14 protein-coding genes are annotated in these 20,175 nt (G+C 73.2%); 12 read left to right on the plus strand and 2 right to left on the minus strand.

Going from position 1 to position 20,175, the window contains the following annotated elements:
- Window positions 1–219 precede the first annotated feature (219 nt).
- The 7 genes from HNQ07_RS11335 to HNQ07_RS11365 all read left to right on the plus strand — a co-directional run bounded on the left by HNQ07_RS11335 (window position 220) and on the right by HNQ07_RS11365 (window position 11,042).
- Entirely contained in the window at window positions 220–624 is a 405-nt protein-coding gene (locus tag HNQ07_RS11335; protein WP_184111826.1) for a hypothetical protein, read from the plus strand.
- Complete coding sequence (locus HNQ07_RS11340; RefSeq protein WP_184111827.1) at window positions 621–1,682, plus strand: AAA family ATPase; 1,062 nt, start codon at window positions 621–623, stop codon at window positions 1,680–1,682. The genes HNQ07_RS11335 and HNQ07_RS11340 overlap by 4 nt, the downstream gene beginning before the upstream one ends.
- Window positions 1,669–2,637, plus strand: a complete 969-nt coding sequence (locus HNQ07_RS11345; protein ID WP_184111829.1) for a DUF58 domain-containing protein — start codon at window positions 1,669–1,671, stop codon at window positions 2,635–2,637. Before HNQ07_RS11340 ends, HNQ07_RS11345 begins: the two co-directional genes overlap by 14 nt.
- Complete coding sequence (locus tag HNQ07_RS11350; protein ID WP_184111831.1) at window positions 2,634–3,632, plus strand: VWA domain-containing protein; 999 nt, start codon at window positions 2,634–2,636, stop codon at window positions 3,630–3,632. Before HNQ07_RS11345 ends, HNQ07_RS11350 begins: the two co-directional genes overlap by 4 nt.
- Window positions 3,629–4,594 (plus strand): vWA domain-containing protein, encoded by a 966-nt coding sequence (locus HNQ07_RS11355; RefSeq protein WP_184111834.1) that lies wholly within the window; start codon window positions 3,629–3,631, stop codon window positions 4,592–4,594. Before HNQ07_RS11350 ends, HNQ07_RS11355 begins: the two co-directional genes overlap by 4 nt.
- Before the next feature lie 73 nt (window positions 4,595–4,667).
- Window positions 4,668–7,562, plus strand: a complete 2,895-nt coding sequence (locus HNQ07_RS11360) for an ATP-binding protein (protein ID WP_184111836.1) — start codon at window positions 4,668–4,670, stop codon at window positions 7,560–7,562.
- Window positions 7,563–7,847: 285 nt separating this feature from the next.
- Window positions 7,848–11,042, plus strand: coding sequence for a LamG-like jellyroll fold domain-containing protein (locus HNQ07_RS11365; protein WP_184111838.1), 3,195 nt, complete (start codon window positions 7,848–7,850; stop codon window positions 11,040–11,042).
- A 60-nt stretch (window positions 11,043–11,102) separates the two neighbouring features.
- Here HNQ07_RS11365 and HNQ07_RS11370 read toward each other — a convergent pair whose 3' ends face one another.
- Window positions 11,103–11,579 (minus strand): DUF4870 domain-containing protein, encoded by a 477-nt coding sequence (locus HNQ07_RS11370; protein ID WP_184111840.1) that lies wholly within the window; start codon window positions 11,577–11,579, stop codon window positions 11,103–11,105.
- 38 nt (window positions 11,580–11,617) lie between these two features.
- Here HNQ07_RS11370 and rnhA point away from each other — a divergent pair, with 38 nt between their 5' ends.
- The 5 genes from rnhA (at window position 11,618) to HNQ07_RS11395 (ending at window position 17,073) form a co-directional block, all read left to right on the plus strand.
- A complete protein-coding gene (gene rnhA / locus HNQ07_RS11375; protein ID WP_184111842.1) occupies window positions 11,618–12,181 on the plus strand; it encodes a ribonuclease HI in 564 nt (187 codons plus the stop codon).
- Window positions 12,178–12,831 carry a bis(5'-nucleosyl)-tetraphosphatase (symmetrical) YqeK gene (gene yqeK / locus HNQ07_RS11380; protein ID WP_184111844.1) on the plus strand — a complete coding sequence of 218 codons (654 nt, stop codon included), beginning with the start codon at window positions 12,178–12,180 and terminating at the stop codon, window positions 12,829–12,831. Before rnhA ends, yqeK begins: the two co-directional genes overlap by 4 nt.
- Before the next feature lie 369 nt (window positions 12,832–13,200).
- Window positions 13,201–14,547 (plus strand): MFS transporter, encoded by a 1,347-nt coding sequence (locus tag HNQ07_RS11385; RefSeq protein WP_184111846.1) that lies wholly within the window; start codon window positions 13,201–13,203, stop codon window positions 14,545–14,547.
- Window positions 14,548–14,609: 62 nt separating this feature from the next.
- Complete coding sequence (locus tag HNQ07_RS11390; protein WP_184111848.1) at window positions 14,610–15,977, plus strand: MFS transporter; 1,368 nt, start codon at window positions 14,610–14,612, stop codon at window positions 15,975–15,977.
- Between the two features lie 67 nt (window positions 15,978–16,044).
- Window positions 16,045–17,073, plus strand: coding sequence for a PIN/TRAM domain-containing protein (locus HNQ07_RS11395; protein ID WP_184111850.1), 1,029 nt, complete (start codon window positions 16,045–16,047; stop codon window positions 17,071–17,073).
- Window positions 17,074–17,432: 359 nt separating this feature from the next.
- On the opposite strand, the gene HNQ07_RS11400 is transcribed toward HNQ07_RS11395, so the two are convergent.
- Window positions 17,433–20,174: an AAA family ATPase gene (locus HNQ07_RS11400; protein ID WP_184111852.1), complete on the minus strand. Its 2,742-nt coding sequence runs from the start codon at window positions 20,172–20,174 to the stop codon at window positions 17,433–17,435.
- Window position 20,175: the final 1 nt, after the last annotated feature.

Below are 20,175 nucleotides of genomic sequence, written 5' to 3' on the forward strand. Positions count from 1 at the left end.
CCTGCCTTCCGCCCGCCGGGAGCGCCCCGCGGGCGTGCCGTGCGCGGCGCAGTCCCCGGACGTCACAACTTTGTGTGCTGAGGAGGCCGCTTTCCGGACCGAAGGCGTACAGTGGGCGGACGTTCTCACCACCCGGGAGATTGGCATGACCGCTTCTGACTGTCGGCCGCAGGTGTTCGTCCTCCTCTTTCGCCGCGCCGCGCCATGAAGGGGTGGACGGTGGCCCTCGTTCTCGGCGCGCTGGGCCTGGGGTTCACGCTGGGCCGCGCCGCGCCAGGCCCCGCCGCAGCGCCGCTGTGGCAGTTCATCGTGGATCAGGCGCACGACGACCCCGTGGACAGCGCGGCCCCGGACGGCGCCGGGGCGGGCGGCGATCCGCGCGAGGTCATTCCCATTACGCCCGGCGACGGGCAGCAGCCGGGCGCGGCGCCGCAGGGCCAGCCCCGCCGCGACCAAGGAGAGTGCACCGTGCTGATGTTCAGGGACGGCCAGTTCTACCGTATGCAGCCGGGCTCGCCCGGTCCCGGCGGCGCGTCGCCGGGCAGCGACACCGAGCTGTTCCCCGTGCAGCCGCTGCCCGCGCCGGCCGCGCCGCCGTTCTCCGGACCGGAGATGAGGTCGTGACGCCCGACGCCGCCGACCTGACGCCGCTGCGGCCGGACGCGGTCACGCAGGCCGCCGCCCGGCTGCGCGCGCTGCTGTTCGAGGTCAAGACGGTGATCGTCGGGCAGGACTTGCTGCTCGAGCGGCTGCTGGTGGCGCTGCTCGCCCGCGGGCACGTGCTGGTCGAGGGCGTGCCGGGTCTGGCCAAGACCCTCACCATCCAGACCACCGCGCAGGCCATCGGGGCCACCTTCAAGCGCATCCAGTTCACGCCGGACCTGGTGCCCGCGGACCTGATCGGCACGCGCATCTACAACCAGCAGACGGGCGAGTTCCAGGTCGAGCTGGGGCCGGTGTTCGCGCAGCTGATCCTGGCGGACGAGATCAACCGTGCGCCCGCGAAGATCCAGTCGGCGCTGCTGGAGGCCATGCAGGAACGGCAGGTGACCATCGGTACCCGGACCTTTGCGCTCCCCGATCCCTTCCTGGTGCTCGCCACGCAGAACCCCATCGAGTCCGAGGGCACGTACTTCCTGCCGGAAGCGCAGGTGGACCGCTTCATGTTCAAGGTGCTGGTCGGCTACCCCGGCGTACACGAGGAGATCACCATCGTGGAGCGGGTCTCGCAGTCGTTCGCGCCCGTGACCGAGCAGCTCTCGGCTGACGAGCTGCGGGCGCTGCAGCGCATGGCCGATCAGGTGTACGTGCCCCCGGCCGTGACCGAGTACGCGGTGACGCTGGCCCGCGCCACGCGCGCTCCGGCCGACGTCGGGCTGCCGGACCTCCAGCGCATGATCGCCTACGGCGCCAGTCCGCGCGGCAGCGTGAACCTGATCCTGGGCGCCAAGGCGCTCGCCATTGTGCGTGGCCGCGAGTACGTGCTGCCCGAGGACGTACGCGACCTCGCGCCGGACGTGCTGCGCCACCGCGTCATTCCGTCGTACGAGGGTCTGGCCGAGGAGACCAGAACCGAGGACCTGGTGAGTCGCGTGATCGCCGCCGTGCCCCTGCCGCGCGTGCACATGGGCGATCCGCACGGCAGCCGCCCGCCGGACAGGCCGCGCGATGACCTTTCTTAGGCGCCGGCCCGCCCGACCGGCCCCGCCCCCGCCGCGCCCCGAGGGCCGGCCGCCGCCGGAACTGCCGGCCCAGCTGCTGCGCCGCCTGGAATTCCAGGTGGTGCGCCGCCTGGACGGTGTTCTGTTCGGCGATTACCGCGGGCTGTTCTACGGTCCCAGCCTGGACCTCGCCGAGGTGCGCGAGTACCAGCCGGGCGACGAGGTGCGCCGCATCGACTGGAACGTCACGGCGCGCAGCGGCCGGCTGCACGTGCGGCAGTATCAGGAAGAGCGCGAGCTGACCACGTGGCTGCTCGTCGACACCTCCGCGTCCATGGCCTTCGGCACCCGCCGCAGCTCCAAGCGCGATGTGGCGCGCGAATTCGCTGGTGTAGCGGCCCTGATCGTCACGCGGCACGGTGACCGGCTGGGCGCGCTCACCTTCGGGCCGGGCGCCGGCGTGGCCACGCCGGGTCGCGGGCGGGCGCAGGCGCTGGCCGTGCTGGCGCTGCTGTCCCGCCCGGCGCCGGCCAGCCCACGCGCCGGCGACGCCCCCACCCTGGAAGCGGCCCTGAGCAGCGCCGGCCGCGTGATGCGCCGGCGCTCGCTGGTCTTCGTGGTCTCGGACTTTCTGGAGGACGTGCCCGGCAGCGGTTCCGGCTGGACCGGCGCGCTGGGCCGGCTGGCGCAGCGGCACGATGTGGTGGCCGTGCGGATCTCGGACCCAGCCGAGCGGGCCCTGCCGGATGTGGGCGGCCTGCGCGTGCGCGACCCGGAGACCGGCGAGGAGTTGTGGCTGGACACCTCGGACCCGCAGGTGCGCGCCGCGCACGCGCGGCTGGTGGCGCAGCGCGACCGCGACCTGCGCCGCGCCCTGCGGGCCGCGCGGGTGGACCTACTGGACCTGAGCACCGAACGCGATCCGGTCGGGCCGCTGCTGCGCTTCACGGCCGTGCGCCGGGGGCAGCGGCCATGACCTTCGACGCGCCGCTGTTGCTGTGGCTGCTGGTCCTGCTGCCGCTGACCCTCGTGGCGTTGCGCGCGTGGGCGCGCCAGCGCGCCCGGCGCCGGCGCGCGTACGCCGACCCGGCGCTGCTGGAGGGCGCCCTGCACGACGCCCCGGCCCGCTACACCCGCTGGCCGCAGGCGCTGCAGGTGGGCGCGCTGGGCCTGCTGCTGCTGGGCGCCGCCCAGCCGGTCGCGCCGCTGCCCCTGCCCAGCAACCAGGCGGCCGTGATGGTCGCGCTGGACACCTCGCGCTCCATGCTCGCCGACGACGTCCGTCCGACCCGGCTGGCCGCCGCCGAGGACGTGATCCGGCAGTTCCTGCGCGTGGCCCCGGCCTCCACCCGCATCGGGTTCCTGACCTTCTCGGACCGCGCGGCGGTGCTGGTCGCGCCCACCACGGACCGGCAGGCGGTGGTGGCCGCGCTGGAACGTGTGCGGCCCGCGCAGGCGACCTCGCTGGCCGGCGCGCTGGTGGGCGCGGTCCGGGCGCTGCCGGGCCGCGGGGACGCCAAGCCCCCGCCGGAGCTGGAGGGCGGCCCCAGCACCGCCGCCGCGGCGCCACAGGGGCCGTTTCCGCCGGGCGCGGTGCTGCTGCTGTCGGACGGCATCTCCAACCGGGGCGGCAGTCCGCTGATCGCCGCGCGCTTCGCCTCGACATACGGCGTGAAGGTGTACGCCGTGGCGCTCGGCCGCGAGGGCGGCGCCGTCAGCCAGATCGGGGGACAGCTCGTGTTCGTGCCCTTCGACAGTGGGGGCCTGCAGCGCCTGGCGCAGCTCACGGGCGGCGAGTTTCTGGAGACCCCCGAGCCCGGTGAACTCCAGGGCATCTTCCGCAGCCTGGGCACCGTCATCCGCTGGGTGGCCACCGACCTGGCGCTCAGCGCTCCCCTGGCCGCGCTGGCCGCCGCGCTGCTGATCGTGGGCGGCGGCCTGGGCCTGCGCTGGCACCGGAGGGTCCCGTGACCTTCACGTGGCCGTGGGCGCTGGCCGCGCTGCTGCTGCTGCCGTTGCTGGTGTGGGCGTACCTGCGGGGCCTGCCGCGCCCGGCGCGTTCGGTCGCCATCCACCCGGACCTGGCGCTGCTGGCGCGCGCCCAGGGCCGGCCACGGCCGCTGCACCGCCACCTGCCCGCCCTGCTGTATCTGGGCGCAGTGGCGCTGGCGCTGCTGGCCCTGAGCCGTCCGCAGGCCCCGTGGCCGCTGCCGGACGACCGCACGGCGATCATGCTGGTGATGGACGTGTCGCGGTCGATGCAGGCGCAGGACATCGAACCCAGCCGGTTCGTGGCTGCCCAGGAGGCCGCGCGCACCTTCGTGAAGTCCCTGCCGCCGGGCACCCGGGTGGGCCTGGCGTCCTTTTCCGGGTCGACCCTGCTGAACGCGCCGCCCACCCGCCGCCACACCGAGGTGCTGAGCGCCATCGACGGCCTGACGCTGGGCTTCAGCACCGCCATTGGGGACGGTCTGCTCGAGGGCCTGAACGCCCTGAGCGGCGGGACCGGCGACAGCGGGACCGGGCCGTCCCCGGCGGCCCGGCCGCCCGCCGCCATCGTGCTGCTGTCCGACGGGCGCAACAACAGCGGCACGGACCCCCTCCAGGCGGCCACCCGCGTGAAGGCCAGCGGCATCAAGGTGTACACCGTCGGGCTGGGCACCGCCAACGGGTCCCTGCGCAGCAGCCGCTGGAGCACGCCCGGCCGGGGGTTCGACGCGGCCACCCTGCGCCAGATCGCCGCCACGACCGGGGGCCGCTACTACGAGGCGCGCTCGGCCGAGGAACTCAGCACGGTGTACCGCGAGATGGGCCGCTCGCTGGCGTGGAAGGTCGAGCAGCGCGAGGTCTCCGGCATCGTTGGGGCGCTGGCCGCGCTGCTGCTGCTCGGCAGCCTGGGGCTGTCCGAGGTCTCGACCCGCCGCCTGCTGTGAATGTCATCACTTGAGCTCCGTGGCGGTCCGGGCCGGGGTAGACTGCAGTCATCCCGAACAGCGGCGAGACACTGTGGACACGACGCAGCAACCATCCCTGATCTCCGTGGCGCTGCTCGGCCCGCCGGAGGTGACCGTGGGCGCCCAGGTGTCGCCGCCGGCGACGGACGCGGCGCTGTGGCTGCTCGCGCTGCTGGCCAGCTCGGCCCAGCCGGTGGCGCGCGAGGAGATCCTCGAGCTGCTGTACCCGGACGCCGAGGAGGCCGCCGCCCGCAACCGCCTGCGCCAGATGCTGCACCGCGTGCGCGCCCGCCCGTGGGGCGCGGGCGTGGTCGCCACCACCGGCGACGTGCAGTGGCGCGCGTCCAGCGACGTCCGCACCTTCCGCGACGCGTGTGCGGCCGGGCGCTGGGCCGAGGCGCTCGAGGTGTACCGTGGGCCGCTGCTCGGCTCCCTGCGGCCCGCCGAGTTGCCGGCCTTCGAGGCGTGGCTCGACCTGGAGCGGGACGACCTGCACCAGCTGTGGATTGACGCGGCCCTGTGCCACGCGGAGGAACTCGAGGGCCGCGGGCAGCCCGGCGCGGCCCGGTCGTGGCTGGACCGGGTCATGACGGTCAGTCCGTACCACGAGGAGGCGGTGCAGGCCAGCCTGCGCTGCGCGGCCCGCCTGAACGACGTGCCGGGCGCGGCGGCGGTGTACGACCGGTTCCGCACGCAGCTGCGCCGGGAACTGGGCCTGGCGCCGGCCGAGGCGACCACTGCGCTGTACGAGGCGGTCCGGGCCGGTCACGGGGTCGCCGCGGAGGCGGTCATGGCCGGCGCGGGCCGGTCGTCCATCATCGGCCGGCAGGAGGAACTCGACGTTCTGCTGGCCCGCATGACTGATCCGGCGTGCCGACTGCTGACCGTGACCGGCCCCGGCGGAGCGGGCAAGACGCGCGTGGCGCTGGAACTCCTGCACCGCAGCGGGCCGCGGCCGGGCGGCGTGCACTTCGTTCCGCTGGAGGCCGCCACGACAGTGCCGGAGGTGGTCTCGGCCCTCGCCACGGCGCTGGGGCTGGCGGCCGGGGGCGCCGAGTCGCCGGAAGCGCAGGTGATCGCGGCGCTCCAGGCCGGGGCGTCGCTGCTGGCGCTGGACAACCTCGAACACCTGCTGGGCGGCGAGGCGCGGGCCGGTGTGCTGGCCCTGCTCACGCGCATGCTGGCCGCGGCGCCGGGTGCGCAGCTCATCGCCACGTCCCGCATCCGCCTGGGCCTGCAAGACGAGTGGGTGACGCTGCTGGGCGGCCTGGACCTGCCGGCCGCGCCGACCCTGGACGCGGCCGCGCAGTCCGGGGCGGTGCGGCTGTTCCTGGAACGCGCCCGGCGTGCCCAGCCGACCCTGGCGCTCACCCCGCAGACCCTGCCGGCGCTGCTGACGGTGGTGGACGCCACGGGGGGGCTGCCGCTGGCGCTGGAACTCACCGCCGGGTGGCTGGGCGCGCTCACGCTGGACGACGTGGCGGACGAACTGCGCCGCGGCCTGGACGACGTGGGGAGCGAGGCCCCGGACCGCCCGGCGCGGCACCGCAGCCTGCGGGCGGCCTTCGATCACTCGTGGGCGCTGCTGCCCCACGGCGCGCAGGTGGTGCTGGCGCGGCTGTCGGTGTGCCGGAGCGGCCTCGACCTGGGCGCCGCCCGGGCCGTGGGCGGCAGCGGCCTGCCGACCCTGCTGGTGCTGGGCGACCACTCGCTGCTCGCCCGCGACCGCAGCGGCCGCTACGCGCTGCACGCGGCGATCCGGGAATTCGCGGCCGCGCGGCTGCGCGCCCTGCCGGCCGAGCTCGCGGCCGCCACGGCCGCGCACGCCGCCTACTACGCCGGCCTCGCGCGCGACGCGGCGCCGCAACTCCACGGTCCCGAGCAGCAGGCGTGGCTGTCGCGCCTGCAACTCGAGCACGACAACCTGCGTGCGGCCATGGCGCACCTGCTCACCGCCGGCGACGCGGCCGGGGCGCTGGGGCTGGCCGCCGACCTGCAGTGGTTCTGGTATGTCCGCGGCCACCACCGCGAGGGCTACGCGAACCTCACCGCGGCCCTCGCGCTGCCGGGCGGTCCCGGGCCGCTGCGGGTGCGGGCGCTCAGCGCGGCCGGCGGCCTGGCGCGCGATCTGGGCCAGTACGAGGACGCCCGCGCCCACCTGGACGGCGCGCTCGCGCTCGCCCGGACGCTGGGGCTGGGCACGCTGGAGGCCCACGCGCACCACGGCCTGGCGCTGCTGGACCGGGAACTCGGCCAGCTGAACAACGCGCGGGCGCACCTCGCGGCGGCCGAGGCGCTGCAACGCGCCGGCCAGGACGTGTGGGGCCTGGCGACCACCCTCAACGACCTCGGGGTCGCGTGGGCCCTGCAGGGCGAGATGACCCGGGCGGGCGCGCTCTTCCAGGAGAGCCTGGACCTCAAGCAGCGCATCGGGGACCGGCAGGGCGTGGCGTACGCGCTGGCGAACCTCGGGAACGTCTCCGACACCCTGGCCGACTTCCAGCGCCTGACCGAGCAGAGCCTGGAGATCAAGCGCGACCTCGGCGACCGCCAGGGCGTGGCGAATTCGCTGTTCAACCTCGCGGACCTGCACGTCAACGCCGGTGAACTGGAGGTGGCCCGCACGCAGCTCACCGAGGCGCTGCAGCTGTTCGCGCAGATCGGCCGCCACCGCGGCACCGTGGCCGCCCTGATGGAATTCGCCAAGCTCACCGCCGCCGAGGGCGATGACCGGCAGTGCGTGCTGCTGGCCGGCGCCGCGGACGCCCTGGCGCGGGCGGCCGGCGTGACCGTGCAGGGCGTGAACATCAGCACGGTGCTCGAGCACGCGCGGCAGCGCTGCGGCGCCGACGCGGACGCCGTGTACCTGCGGGGCCAGCTGCTGCCCCTGGCCGAGGCAATCCAGCAGGCCATAACGCCGTCCAGGACGACGCTCACCGCCACGTAACGGCAGCTAACGGCCCCCTTCTACGCTCTCCTCACCTCGAGATCCGCTGCCGCAGCAGGTCCGGGTGAGGAGCGCTGCTGATGACCACACCGCCGGACACCGACACGTCTTCGTTCCCTTCCTGCCCGGGCCGTTCTGAGCCGCGGGCCGCACGGCGCAGCGCGGCGCGTGCAGGCCCCAGCGCGTGGTACCCACCCCCCGGTCACGACCAGCCGGTCCCGTCCTGGCGGGTCCCCCGCTTCTGATGCCACGCCGCCCCCTGCACCCCGAGTCCCGGAGACTGCCATGAACCGACACGTGCTCACCTGCCTGCTTGCCGCCGACCTGATCCGTCCCCGCCGTCCCCACCTCCACGCCGGCATCACCCTGAGCGTCGCCCTCGGGACGGGCATGCTCGTGGGCTGCGGCTCGTCGCCCAGCACCACCACGCCCACCCCGCAGCCCGGCGCGCCCACGGCGCCCGGCGGCTTCAAGGTCAGCGCCAGCAGCGCGACCAGCGTCACCCTGTCGTGGTCGGCCGTGTCCGGCGCCACCGGGTACGTCCTGGAGCGCAAGGCTGGCAGCGGGTCCTTCCAGCAGATCGCCGCTCCCGCCGCCGACGCGACCTCCTACGTGGATAGCGGCCTGAGCGCCGGCACCACCTACGTGTACCGCCTGAAGGTGAAGACCGCGGCCGGCGAGAGCGCCTTTACCTCCGACCTGTCGGCGTTGCCCAGCGCGGCCGGCGTGGACACCGACGGCGACGGCATCTCCGACGCGGACGAGGTGGCCGGCTACGACGTCACCGTCAAGGAGGCCGGCGTCGAGAAGAAGACGTACCACGTGACCTCCGACCCGGCGAAGAAGGACACCGACGGCGATGGCCTGACCGACGGACAGGAGCGCGCCCTGTTCACCGACCCGGGCAAGGCCGACACCGACGACGACGGCCTGAGCGACCCGCAGGAGATCAACACCTTGGCCAGCGACCCCAACGACCGCGACACCGACGGCGACGCCCAGGGCAACCCCGCGCTGTTCGACGGCCAGGAGGTCAACACCTACGGCACCTCGCCCACCCTCAGGGACTCGGACGGCGACAAGTACAGCGACTACGAGGAGATCATCGTGCGCGGCGGGGTGTACAACCCGCTGGTCGCCAACACGCCCCGGCTGGAGCTGTCGGTCGCCACGGCGCCCAGCATCGATTTGAACGTCACGCGGACCACCGACAACTCGCTGGTGAAGTCCCACACCGCCACGCTGTCGCTGGGCACGCAGGACAGCCGCAGCGTGACCGATACCCAGTCGCAGCAGGTCACAGCGGAACTGAGCGCCACCCTGGGCGCCGAGGTCAGCGGCGGCACCGACGGCTTCAACGCCAAGGTCAGCGCGTCCGTCACGGCCACCGCCGGCTACGGGTACGAGAAGACCGCCAGCTACACCACCGACTCGGTGCGCAGCGCCCAGCAGACTGCCGAGGACGCCCTGTCGGAGAGCAGCGCCGCCGGCACCGCGCTGTCGGGCGGCAAGCTGAAGGTGGGCTTCACGGTGAAGAACACCGGCGACATCTCGTTCAAGCTCGACAACCTGCAGATCACCGCCCTGCGGCGCGACCCGGCCAACCCCGGCAAGTACCTGGTGGTGGGCGGTCTGACCACCAGCGCGAATCAGGCGGTGCTCGCCAGCGCCCAGTCGACCGGCATCCTGCCCGCGACCGTGGACCTGAACTCCGACCTGGCGGTCGCCCTGATGGAGCGGCCGCAGGACCTGCTGTTCCAGTTCAGCACCTATAACCTCAAGGACGACCAGGACCGCGACTTCCAGTTCCTGAAGGAGACCACCAACGCCCAGACCGCCCTGGTGGTCATCGACTACGGCAACGGCGACGTGGTGCGCGAGCGGGTGGCGACCAATGTCGAGCGCCAGGGCGGACGCATCGTCGGCGTCAAGCTCAGCAAGGTGCTGAAAGACATCCTCAAGCTGCGCTACGCCACCTCGACCACGCCGGGCGGCGTGCAGGTGCTCAAGTCGCTGCAGGACACCGGCGCCAACTTCAAGGGCGACGTGTCCAGCGGCGTGTCCGACCACTCGGTGTGGGCGGTCGTGGGCTCGAACGACCTGAACGTCGCGCCGAACACCAACTTCGACGACATCACGCTGACGCAGAACAGCGAGATCCGTGTGCTGCGCGTGCAGGACAAGGATCAGGACAAGCTGCTCGCCAACGAGGAGTACGTCTACGGCAGCTCCGACACCAAGGCCGACACCGATGGCGACGGCCTGAGCGATTACGACGAGGCCCGCGTCGGCTGGGACGTGACCACCGCCGCCCTGGTCAAGGGCTACCCGCGGCACGTGTACGCCAACCCGGCCGCGGCGGACAGCGATGGAGACAGCCTGAATGACGCGCAGGAGAAGGCGAAGGGCACCGATCCCCTGAACCCTGACACCGACCGCGACGGCGACGGCGACGCGACCGATCCCAAGCCGCTCGATCTGGGCGTGACGTCCAACGCCGCGCCGGTTGTGAACTCGGCCACCGCCGCCATCGGGACGGTCGGTACGCCCGAACGCGTCACGCTGAGCGGCATGGCCAGCGACGTGAACAACAACCTGTCCAGCGTGACCGTCGACTGGGGCGACAGCTCACCGGTCAGCATGGTCACCAGCGCTCCCGCGTCCTACACGGCCGCCCACGACTACGCCGCCAGCGGCAGCTACACGGTGACCGTCACGGCCAGGGATTCGGCCGGCCTGACCAGCGCCCCCAGGACGCAGACCGTGAACGTGACCAACTTCAAGACCGGCCTGAAGGCGTTCTACCCCATGGAGGCGCGCGGCACCGACGCGAGCGGCGCCGGCCTGAACGCCGCCATGACCGGCTCGGCGTGCGTGGCGACCACCATGGACCGCTGGAGTGTGGGCGCGCAGGCCACGCTGTTCAACCTCAACACCACCGCCGGGTGCGGCGGCGACGCCTCCGGCGGCATGACCACCCCCAATCTCGCGCTGCGGACGCCGTTCTCGGTGAGCTTCTGGGTCAAGCCGGACGCCGATCACGCCGGGCAGGACAGCTGGCTGGTCGGGCAGCAGGGCGACGCGGCAGTCGCGTACCTGGGCTCCGTGCACGGCCACACCGGCGCCTCCCGCAAGGTCAGCTTTGCGATCAGTGGCAGCGGCGGAGACCTCCGGGTCACGGACCCGCAGGAGGTCTCCACCTCCGCGTGGACGCACTACGTGGCTGTGGTCAATGCCAGTGCCAGCACCACAGTCACGCTCTACCGCAACGGCGTGGCCGTGAATACCGCCAGCAAGGCACAGACCTACGTCCTGTCGACCAACAACGTGTGGTTCGTCGCGGGCGGATCGGCCGGCTCCAACAACAACTCCGGTGACGCCCTGTACTACGGCGGCTTCGACGACCTGCGCTTCTACACCCGCGCCCTCGCGCCGTACGAGGCGGACGCCCTGAACCGGTTCGAGCGCTTCCCCAAATAAGCAGGGAGTATCTCAGAGAGCCGCCCACACGTGTGGGGCGGCTCTCGTCCATGGGCGCCCTCAGCGCAGGAAGCGGATGGTGAGCGGGTAGGTGTACGGCTGACCGCTGCTGGCGCGGATCACGCCCACGATCATGAAGATGAACGGCACCAGGCCCAGCACCACCATGACCGGCAGCAGCACCAGGACAAACGGCGCGAGCGACCCCAGGAACGCCAGCGCGCCGAGTTCCTCGCTGCCGGCCGCCGCGCCGACCGCTCCGCCGATCATGCCCACGCTGAACAGCAAGAAGGTGAGCACGCCGACGATCACGCCGTACAGCCACACGCTCAGGCGGAAGTTCAGGACCGCCTTGCCCTGCGCGTCCAGGGCGGGGCTGCGGTCGCGGTACGCGAGCCACGCGACCAGCGGGCCCAGCACGCCGCCCAGCGTGGGCAGCAGCAGGTCGGCCAGCGGCGACAGGTGCAGCACGATGCCCGGCGTGCGGTCGGCCTCGGGAAGCGCGGTCAGGGGGCGCAGGTGGGTGGCGGGCTCCATGCTTGACACTACGGGCGCCTGCTGCCTACAGTTCCCGGATGACCCGTCCCGGCCGCCCGCCTTCCGGCTCCAGAAGCGCCGCGCAGCGGGCGCAGGACGCCGCGCGCGACCGCCTGCCGATCCGGGCCGGTATCCAGCCCGAGCAGCCGGTGACCGGGCTGGTCGTGACGCTCTATTCGGACGGCGCGTGCGACACCACCCAGGGGCACGGCGGCTGGGCCACCATCCTGCGCTACGGCGACAAGGAACTCGTGCTGAGCGGCAACGAGGAGGGCACCACCAACAACCGCATGGAGCTGCGCGGCCTGCTGGAGGGCCTGCGGACCCTCAAGCGCCCGTGTCAGGTGCGGGTGGTCACGGACAGTCAGTACCTGCGCAAGGCCTTCACGGACGGCTGGATCCTGAAGTGGCAGCGCAACGGCTGGAAGACCGCCGGGGGTGAACCCGTGAAAAACCGCGACCTGTGGGAGGATCTGATCGCGCTGGCGCACACGCACGCCCTGACGTTCCTGTGGGTCAAGGGCCACGCGGGTCACGGCGAGAACGAGCGGGTGGACGTCCTGGCGGTGCAGGAACGCAAGAAGCTCCGCGCCGGCGGATGACGTCTGGCCTGAATGCGGAGGGCTGGCCGGACGCCCTGACGCGCCGGCCTGCCTTCGCCGGCGACCTGGCCGCCGACGTGGACGCGCTGCTGGCCGCGCACGGCCGTGACGTTACGCGGGAACACGTGCCGCGGGTGGCGCGCGAGGCCGTGCGCCTGGCCCGTCGCTTCGGGGTCGATGTCGGGGCGGCCCGGACGGCCGCCCTGCTGCACGACGTGGGCGGCATCGTGCGCCGTGCGGACATGGTGGCCCTGTGCCGTGCGCTGGCCCTGCCAGTCGAGGCCGAGGAGGAGCAGGTGCCCATGCTGCTGCACGCCAAACTGAGCGTGGTGCTGGCCCGTGAGCGCTACGGCGTGACCGATCCGGCGGCGCTCCAGGCCATCCGGTATCACACGACGCTGCACGCGCGGCCGACCCCGCTCGATCTGGTCGTGTTCCTGGCGGACAAGCTGGAGTGGGACCAGGGCGGCGTGCCCCCGTACCACGCGGCCCTGAGCGCGGCGCTGGACGGCGGCCTGGAGGCCGGGGCCCGTTCCATGCTGGCGTGGATGGCGACGCCAGCCGCGCACCTGCTCCTCCCGCACCCGGACCTGCGGGCGGCGTGGGCCGCGTTCGGCATCACCCCCGCCGGGCCGGGCCGTTCAGGGTAGGCGCTCGCGGCGGCGGCCACGTCGAAGATCTGTGCGCCGCTCAGGCCGTAGCTCTGGCGGCCGCGAAGGTCGCCAGCCGGACCATGCCCAGCCGGCCCCCTCCACGCCAGGCCCGCGCCGTGCTCTGGCCGGGTGGGCGCAGGAGCGGCGCGGGCAGCGGGTCTGCGGACTGGGAACGGGGCGGAAGCGGCGGGCGACTGCGGGGGGCAGGCGGACCAGGCGGCCCCGGCACGGGCGGACTGAAGTGCAGGGCGCTGGACCACCGGCAGTCTACGGACGGTGTGGTTGAGGGGAGGTTGGTGCGGCCGCGCCGCGCTGCGCCATTCGGCGTATCGTGCGCGGCCCCCCGCTCTCCTACGCTGGGGACCCGTGACGACGCCGCGTTCCGACTCCGCTCCGGCCGACGGCTGGCGCACGTTCCTGTGGCTGTGGAGTTCCCAGGCCATCAGCGTGCTGGGGTCCGCCGTGGCGGGCTTTGCGTTCACCATCTACCTCACGCAGACGCGCTTTCCGCTGGCCGCCCAGAAACCCCAGCTGGCCGCCGCGCTGTCGCTGACCGCCCTGGCGTGGACGCTCGCCGCGACCGTCACGGCGCCGCTGGCGGGCACGTGGACCGACCGGCACGACCGGCGGCGGATCATGCTCATGTGCGACGTGCTGGGCGCGGGCCTCACGCTGCTGCTGATGGCGCTGCTGCTGCGCGCCGACACGCCCCTGTGGGTGCTGGTGCTCACGTCCGGGCTGATGGGCGTGGTGTCCACGTTCCACGGCTCGGCCTTCGACGCGAGCTACACCAGCCTGGTGCCGCGCGCGAGACTGCCCCGCGCCAACGGCCTGATGCAGACCATCTGGAGCGCGTCAGGGCTGGTCGGCCCGGCCGCCGCCGCGCTGCTGATCGGGGTGCCCGCCGTGCTGCGGGACCACGGCGGCCCCCCGTGGATCGCGGGGCTGCGTGACGGCGTGCCCTTCGCGTACGCCGTGGACGGCGCGAGTTTCCTGCTGGCCGCGCTGGTGCTGTCGCGGCTGCATGTGCCCTCGCCCGCCCGGCCGGCGGACACCGGGGACCGCAGCTTCCGGCAGGACATGACCTTCGGCTGGCGCTTCATCGGGGCGCGGCGGCCCCTGCTGGCCCTGCTGCTCACCTTTGCGGTCGCCAACCTGTGCGGCAGCGGCCTGGGGGTGCTCGAACCCCTGCTGGTGAAGTTCAGCCTCGCGGACGACTGGACCGCGCGCGGCAGTTCCTTCCAGGCGGCGCTGGCCACGCTGGGCATCGTTCAGAGCGTGGGCGGCGTCCTGGGCGGCGTGATCATCAGCACGTGGGGCGGCCTGCGGCGCGTGCGCGTGCTGGGCGTGTTGGTGCCGATGGTGGTCTCGGGCGTCGCCCTGATCGCCCTGGGCCTGAGCGGCACCGTGCTCGCGGCCAGCCTCGCGCTCTTCGTGAGCGGCGTGATGCTGCCCGCCATGAACGCGCACTCGCAGAGCATCTGGCAGTCGCAGGTGCCCACGCACATGCAGGGCCGCGTGTTCAGCGTCCGGCGCCTGATCGCGCAGTTCACCACGCCCGCCAGCGCCGCCCTGGCCGGGCTGCTGGCCGCCCAGTACCCGCCCGGCGGCGTGCTGGTCGCGGCCGGCGCGCTGTACGCCGCGGTGGCCGCCCTGCAACTCCTCAACCCCAGCCTGCGCCCACTGGGCGACGCGCCCGCTCCCACGTCCTAGCGGGCGTTCACGGACGCACGTGGGCTCCCGACCACGCCGGTTGTGACATAGCCTGGACGGCAATGACCGTTCCGTCTCCCGCACCCGGGCGCCTCGACGGCGGCTGGCGCACCTTCCAGTGGCTGTGGGGCTCGCAGGCCCTGAGTGTGCTCGGCGGCGCCCTCAGCGGCTTCGCCATCAACATCTACCTCGTGCAGACGCGCTTCGCGCTGCCCGGCCAGCACGCCGAACTCGCCGCGGCGCTGTCCCTGATCCTGCTCGCGTGGGGCCTGACCACCATCCTCGGCGCGCCGCTGGCCGGCGCCCTCGCCGACCGCTGGGACCGGCGCCGCATGATGCTCACCGCCAACGCCCTGAACGCCGTCCTGATGCTGCTGGGCGTCCTGATGCTCACGGCGATCACGCCGCCCGTGTGGCTGCTCGTGCTGTTCACCGCCGCCGAGGGCGCCCTGGCCGCCCTGCACTCGGCCGCCTTCGATACCAGCTACGCCACCCTGGTGCCCCGCGAACACCTGCCCCGCGCGAATGGCATGATGCAGACCCTCAGCAGCGGCGCTGGCGTGATCGGCCCCGGTCTGGGCGCCCTGGTCATCGGCCTGCCCGCCCTGGCGCGTGACGGGGGCGGCCCCGCGTGGCTCGCGGCGCAGGCCGACGGCGTGCCGCTGGCGCTGTACCTCGACGCCGTGACCTTCGCCGTGGCCGCGCTGGTGCTGCGGCATCTGCACATTCCCACGCCACTGCGCCGCGACGCCGGACCTGGCCGCCCCAGCCTGGCGCGGGACATGACCTACGGCTGGACGTTCATCCTCGCGCAGCCCGCCCTGCTGAACCTGCTGCTCACCTTCACGCTGTTCAACTTCCTCACCGTCGGCGCCAGCGTCCTGCGGCCCCTGCTGCTCGGCTCCACCCTTGCCGGCGACGTGGGCGCCCACTGGACCCCCAGCAGCGCCCTGGCGGCCATGCTCACCACCCTCAGTCTCGGCAGCGTGCTCGGCGGCGTGATCATCAGCACATGGGGCGGCCTGAGACAGCGCCGCACGCTCGGCATCCTGCTGCCCATGGCCGTCGCCGGCCTCGCCCAGGCGCTCAGTGGCGCCGCCGGCAGCGTGCTCCTCGCCTGCGCCGCCCTGGGCCTCTCCGGCCTGATGGTGCCCGCCATCGCCGCCCACTCCATGAGCATCTGGCAATCCCGCGTGCCGCTGGAGGTGCAGGGCCGCGTGTTCAGCGTCCGCCGTCTGCTGGCCCAGTTCACCAGCCCCCTGAGCACCGCCGCCGCCGGCCTCGTCGCTGCCCACCTCTCCAGCGGCGCCGCGCTGCACTGGGCCGGCCTGGGCGTGACCGTCCTCGCCGCCGCGCAGCTCTTCAACCCCGCCCTGCGGTCCCTCGACGCGCCCGCGCCCTCCATCCCGCCGGACCCCGCGACCACGTGAGCGCTCCGGCGCCGCCGGTCCACAGCCCATCACGAATGGCTCGCGCTTCACGCGTAAACTCAGGGACGTGCTCGTCATCCGCCTCCTGACCATGCTCCTCGGCCTGCTCGTCGGTCTCGGAGCTGGACGCGCCCTGGCCGCCATCCAACCCCAGGAACTCGGCTATGTCAACACCCTGAGCCTGATGCTCGCCGGCCTGCTCACCGCGCTGCTCTTCGCGCCCCGCGCCGAACGCTTCGGCCTGCACTACACCACCCGCCTGGGCCGCTGGTACGCCGCGCTCTCGCCCCGCACGGTCGCCGCCGCCACCGTCGGCATGGTCGTCGCCCTGCTCCTCAGCGTGCTGCTCGGCAGCCTGCTGCAAAGCCTGCCCTTCTACACCTGGGTGTGGAGCCTGGCCGTGACCGCGCTGCTCAGCGTATTTTTCGTCAACTACGCTACCAGCCACGCCGACGCCTTCGGCCTGCTCGCCTTCCCGCAGCTGCGCCGCAAACCCGGCAGCAAACTGCTGGACTCCAGCGTCATCATCGACGGCCGCATCCTCGACCTCGCCCGCAGCGGCCTGCTCGAAGGCGAACTCGTCGCCCCGGCGTTTATCCTGCGCGAACTCCAGGCGCTGAGCGACAGCGCCGACCCCCAGAAACGCACCCGCGGCAAACGCGGCCTGAGCATCCTCGAGGAGATGCGCGACCTCGGCCCCCTGCGCGTCGAGGACTGGGACGACCCCAGCCTGCCTGGCGCGGACGACAAACTCATCCGCCTGGCGCGTGAAACCGGCGCCCGCATCCTCACCAACGACGGCAACCTCGGCAAGATCGCCCGCCTGCACGACGTCCAGACCATCAACATCCACGAGATCGCCGTGGCCCTGCGCCCCCAGGTGCAGGCCGGCGACCCTCTCACCATCACCATCAGCAAGAGCGGCCAGCAGGCCGGACAGGGCGTCGGCTACCTCGACGACGGCACCATGGTCGTCGTTGAGGACGGCCTCAAGCACCGCGGCAAGGCCGTGCGGGTGCAGGTCGTGAACAACGTGCAGACCAGCGTGGGGCGGATGATCTTCGCGCGGGTGGACCGGGAGGAAGCGGCGGTCTAGGAGGGGGGGTCGTCGCGGGTGGCTCCACCTCCTAGCTCCCTATCCATCAAGAGGCCGGGGGCGCTGCGCTTGGTACGTGGTCGCCATCTTGTTCTGACCGGCCTGACACGAGGTCTCGTTGGCGTGTGGCCGCGTGTCTGCCTCGTGCAGTCACGCCGCCAGCGCCCGCGCGCTTCGCGCCCATGAGCGAGTGGGCCGACGTCATCCGAGCACAAGGAGCGAGGGGCCGTCCCCGAGCGGATGGGACCACTGGCGACGGCTTTCGGTCAGGCGCAGCGTGGGACGCTCCGGCTTTCGACCCTTCCGTGCTGGGTGGATGGTTTTCTGCCGGGCCAGATCGTCCGGCCCGCCTTGCTCCCTTACCCGTCGATCCGGTGGACGCTGCTGCCGGCGATGCTCTTGGTGACGAGCAGGCGGCTGGGCAGGCGTTCGGACAGGCTCTCGACGTGGGTGACGACGCCGACCATGCGGCCCTGCGTGCGCAGGTTTTCCAGCGCGCCGGCCACGGCTTCCAGGGCCTGCGGGTCGAGGGTGCCGAAGCCCTCGTCGAGGAACAGGGCGCCCAGCACGCGGTTCCCGGCGAGGTAGTCGCTCAGGGCGATGGCCAGGGACAGCGACGCGAGGAAGGTCTCGCCGCCGGAGAGGGTCTTGACGCCGCGCACCTCGCCGGCGTTCCACAGGTCCTGCACCACGTAGTCGCCGCCTGCCAGGGCGAGGCGGTAGCGGCCGTCGCTGATCTCGTGCAGCAGGATGCCGGCGCGGGTCAGGAGCTGCGCCTCGACCTCGGCGAGGAGGAACTGCTGGAACTCGTTGGTCTTCAGGGTGGTGGTCAGCGTCTGCCACGTGTCGTAGTGCCGCGAGGCGGCGGCGGCGCGCACCTCGATGTCGGCCTTGCGCTCCAGGCGCCCCTTCATCTGCCGTTCCTGTTCGGCCAGAACGCCGGAACGCTCGCGGGTGGCGCTCAGGGCGGCGTCCGTGGCGATCAGGTCGCGGCTGACCTGGTCGAGCTGCGCCGGGTCGAAGGGCGCGGCGCCTAGCTGCCGGTCGAGGTCGGCGAGCGCGGCCTGCTGCTGCGCGACCTGCGCGCTGTACGTGCGGGCCGCTTCCTCCAGTGCGGCGATCTCGTTTTCCGGGAGGGCGGCGGCGCGGGCCTGCGCGGCGTCCAGGGTCAGCGCGGCCAGGGCCGTGTCGAGCGCGGCCTGCGCGTGCATGGCCTCGCTCTGGCGGGCGGCGGCGTTCGTCTGTGCGGCGGCCAGGGTGGCGTTCGCGGCGGCGACGTCGCCCTGCGTGCGCGCCAGCTGGGCCTGCGCGTCCTGCACGCCCTGACGGACCGCCCGGATGCGCTCCAGGGCCTCGCGGCGCTGCCCGGCGGGGTCGCTGCCCGCGGCACGTACCCGGGCGGCCAGCGACGCCAGCAGGCGCAGCGCGTCCGTGGACGGGTCGCCTTGGATGCGGGCCTCGGCGGCCCGGTTGTCCTCTTCCTCGGCCGTCAGCTGCTCCTCGGTGTCGGCCACGGTCAGGGCGCGTTCGGCCGTGACCTTCTTCAGGTGGTCGATCTGGAGGGTGTTCTCCTTGTACAGCAGCAGGCGGCCCTCGAGTTCCGCCTTGGCGGTCTCGGCGGCGCGTTCCAGGGCGGCCATGTTCACGGTCTCGCCCGGGGGGACATCGCGCACGATCTGCTCGCACAGGGGGCACGGTTCCCCGGCGTGCAGGTGCGCGCGGTAAGCGGCGATGCCCGCGTGCGTCCGGGCGGCGCGCTGCGCGTCCTCGGCGTGCTGGTAGGCGGCGCGCGCCGATCGGCCCTCCTGCTGCACCCGCGCCTGGGCGTGTTCCAGCTCGGTCAGGCGGGCCAGTTCAGCGGCCTGGGTTTCCTTCAGGGCCGTGAAGCCCACGCGGCGGGCCGTCAGCTTCACGCGGTCCTGCTTGACCTTCTCCAGCTTTTGGGCCGCCTCGCGCGCCGCGAAGAAGGCGTCCTCGTCCCACGGCAGGGGTTGCGGGTGCGTGGTCTGCGGGGTGCCGCCCCCGCGCCGCAGGCGGGCCGCGTCGGCCTCGGCGTCCTTGAGGGTCTCGGCGCGCGCCTCCAGCTCCGGGATCTGCGCCTCGGCCGTGTGGGCAGCGCTCAGGGCACCCTCGGCGCGGCGGACGGCCTGAGCGGCCGCGTCCGCCTGCGCCTGCGCGCGGGCCAGCTCGCGGGCCTCGCGGTCCTGCGCGATACGGGCGCGCTCGGCGGCGTCCAGCAGCGGCAGCACCCCCGCCACGCGCCGGGCGCGCACGGCCCGCTGCGCGCCGTCCTGCACGCTGAGCGCCCGCGCGTGCAGGGCGTTCAGGCGGCGGGCCGTGTCCTCGCGCTGCCGCCAGATCTTCTCCAGGTCGCGCAGGCGTGTCAGGGCCGTCTGGAGGCGCTCACGCTCGTCGGTCAGGCGCTCGGCCTCGCCGCTCAGCGCCTCGCGCTCCCCGCGCAGCTCGGCCAGCGCCTGCGCCGTGACATCCGCGTACTCGCTGAGCAGCACGGCGTTCAGGCTGGCCGACTCAGACTTCAGCTCCTTGGCCCGGTCTGACGCGACGCGCTGCATCACCTGGACGTGCTCCAGGCCGGTCAGTTCGCCCAGCAGCGCCTGCCGGTCGGCGGGCTTGCCCAGCAGCAGCCGCGAGAACTCGCCCTGCGGCAGCATCACGCTGCGGCGGAAGGTGTCGAAATCCAGGCCCACGGCCCTGCGGATGCGCTCCGAGATGCCCTTGACGCCCCCGCTGCCCTCCGAGAGGTTCGTCCAGCGGCCCTGGTCATCCAGATGCTCGAAACGCACCTCGTTCTCGGCCTGCTTGCGGCCCTTGGTGCGCGACGCGCGGTACGTCACGCCGCTCACCTCGAAGGTCAGGCTGGCCGACAGTCCCCGCTCGCCCTGCGAGATCAGCGCGTCCAGGCCCGCGCCGCCCAGCCGCGCCGTCTGCCCGTACAGCGCGAACGTCATCGCGTCCAGCAGGCTGGACTTGCCGCTCCCGGTCGGTCCGACCAGCGCGAACAGCTCCAGATCGGCAAAATCCAGCGTCGTGAACTGCCGGAAGGCCGTGAAGCCCTGGACCTCCAGCTTCAGCGGCCGCATT

Origin of the sequence: Deinococcus metalli, assembly GCF_014201805.1 — a bacterium.
Classification (GTDB): domain Bacteria; phylum Deinococcota; class Deinococci; order Deinococcales; family Deinococcaceae; genus Deinococcus; species Deinococcus metalli.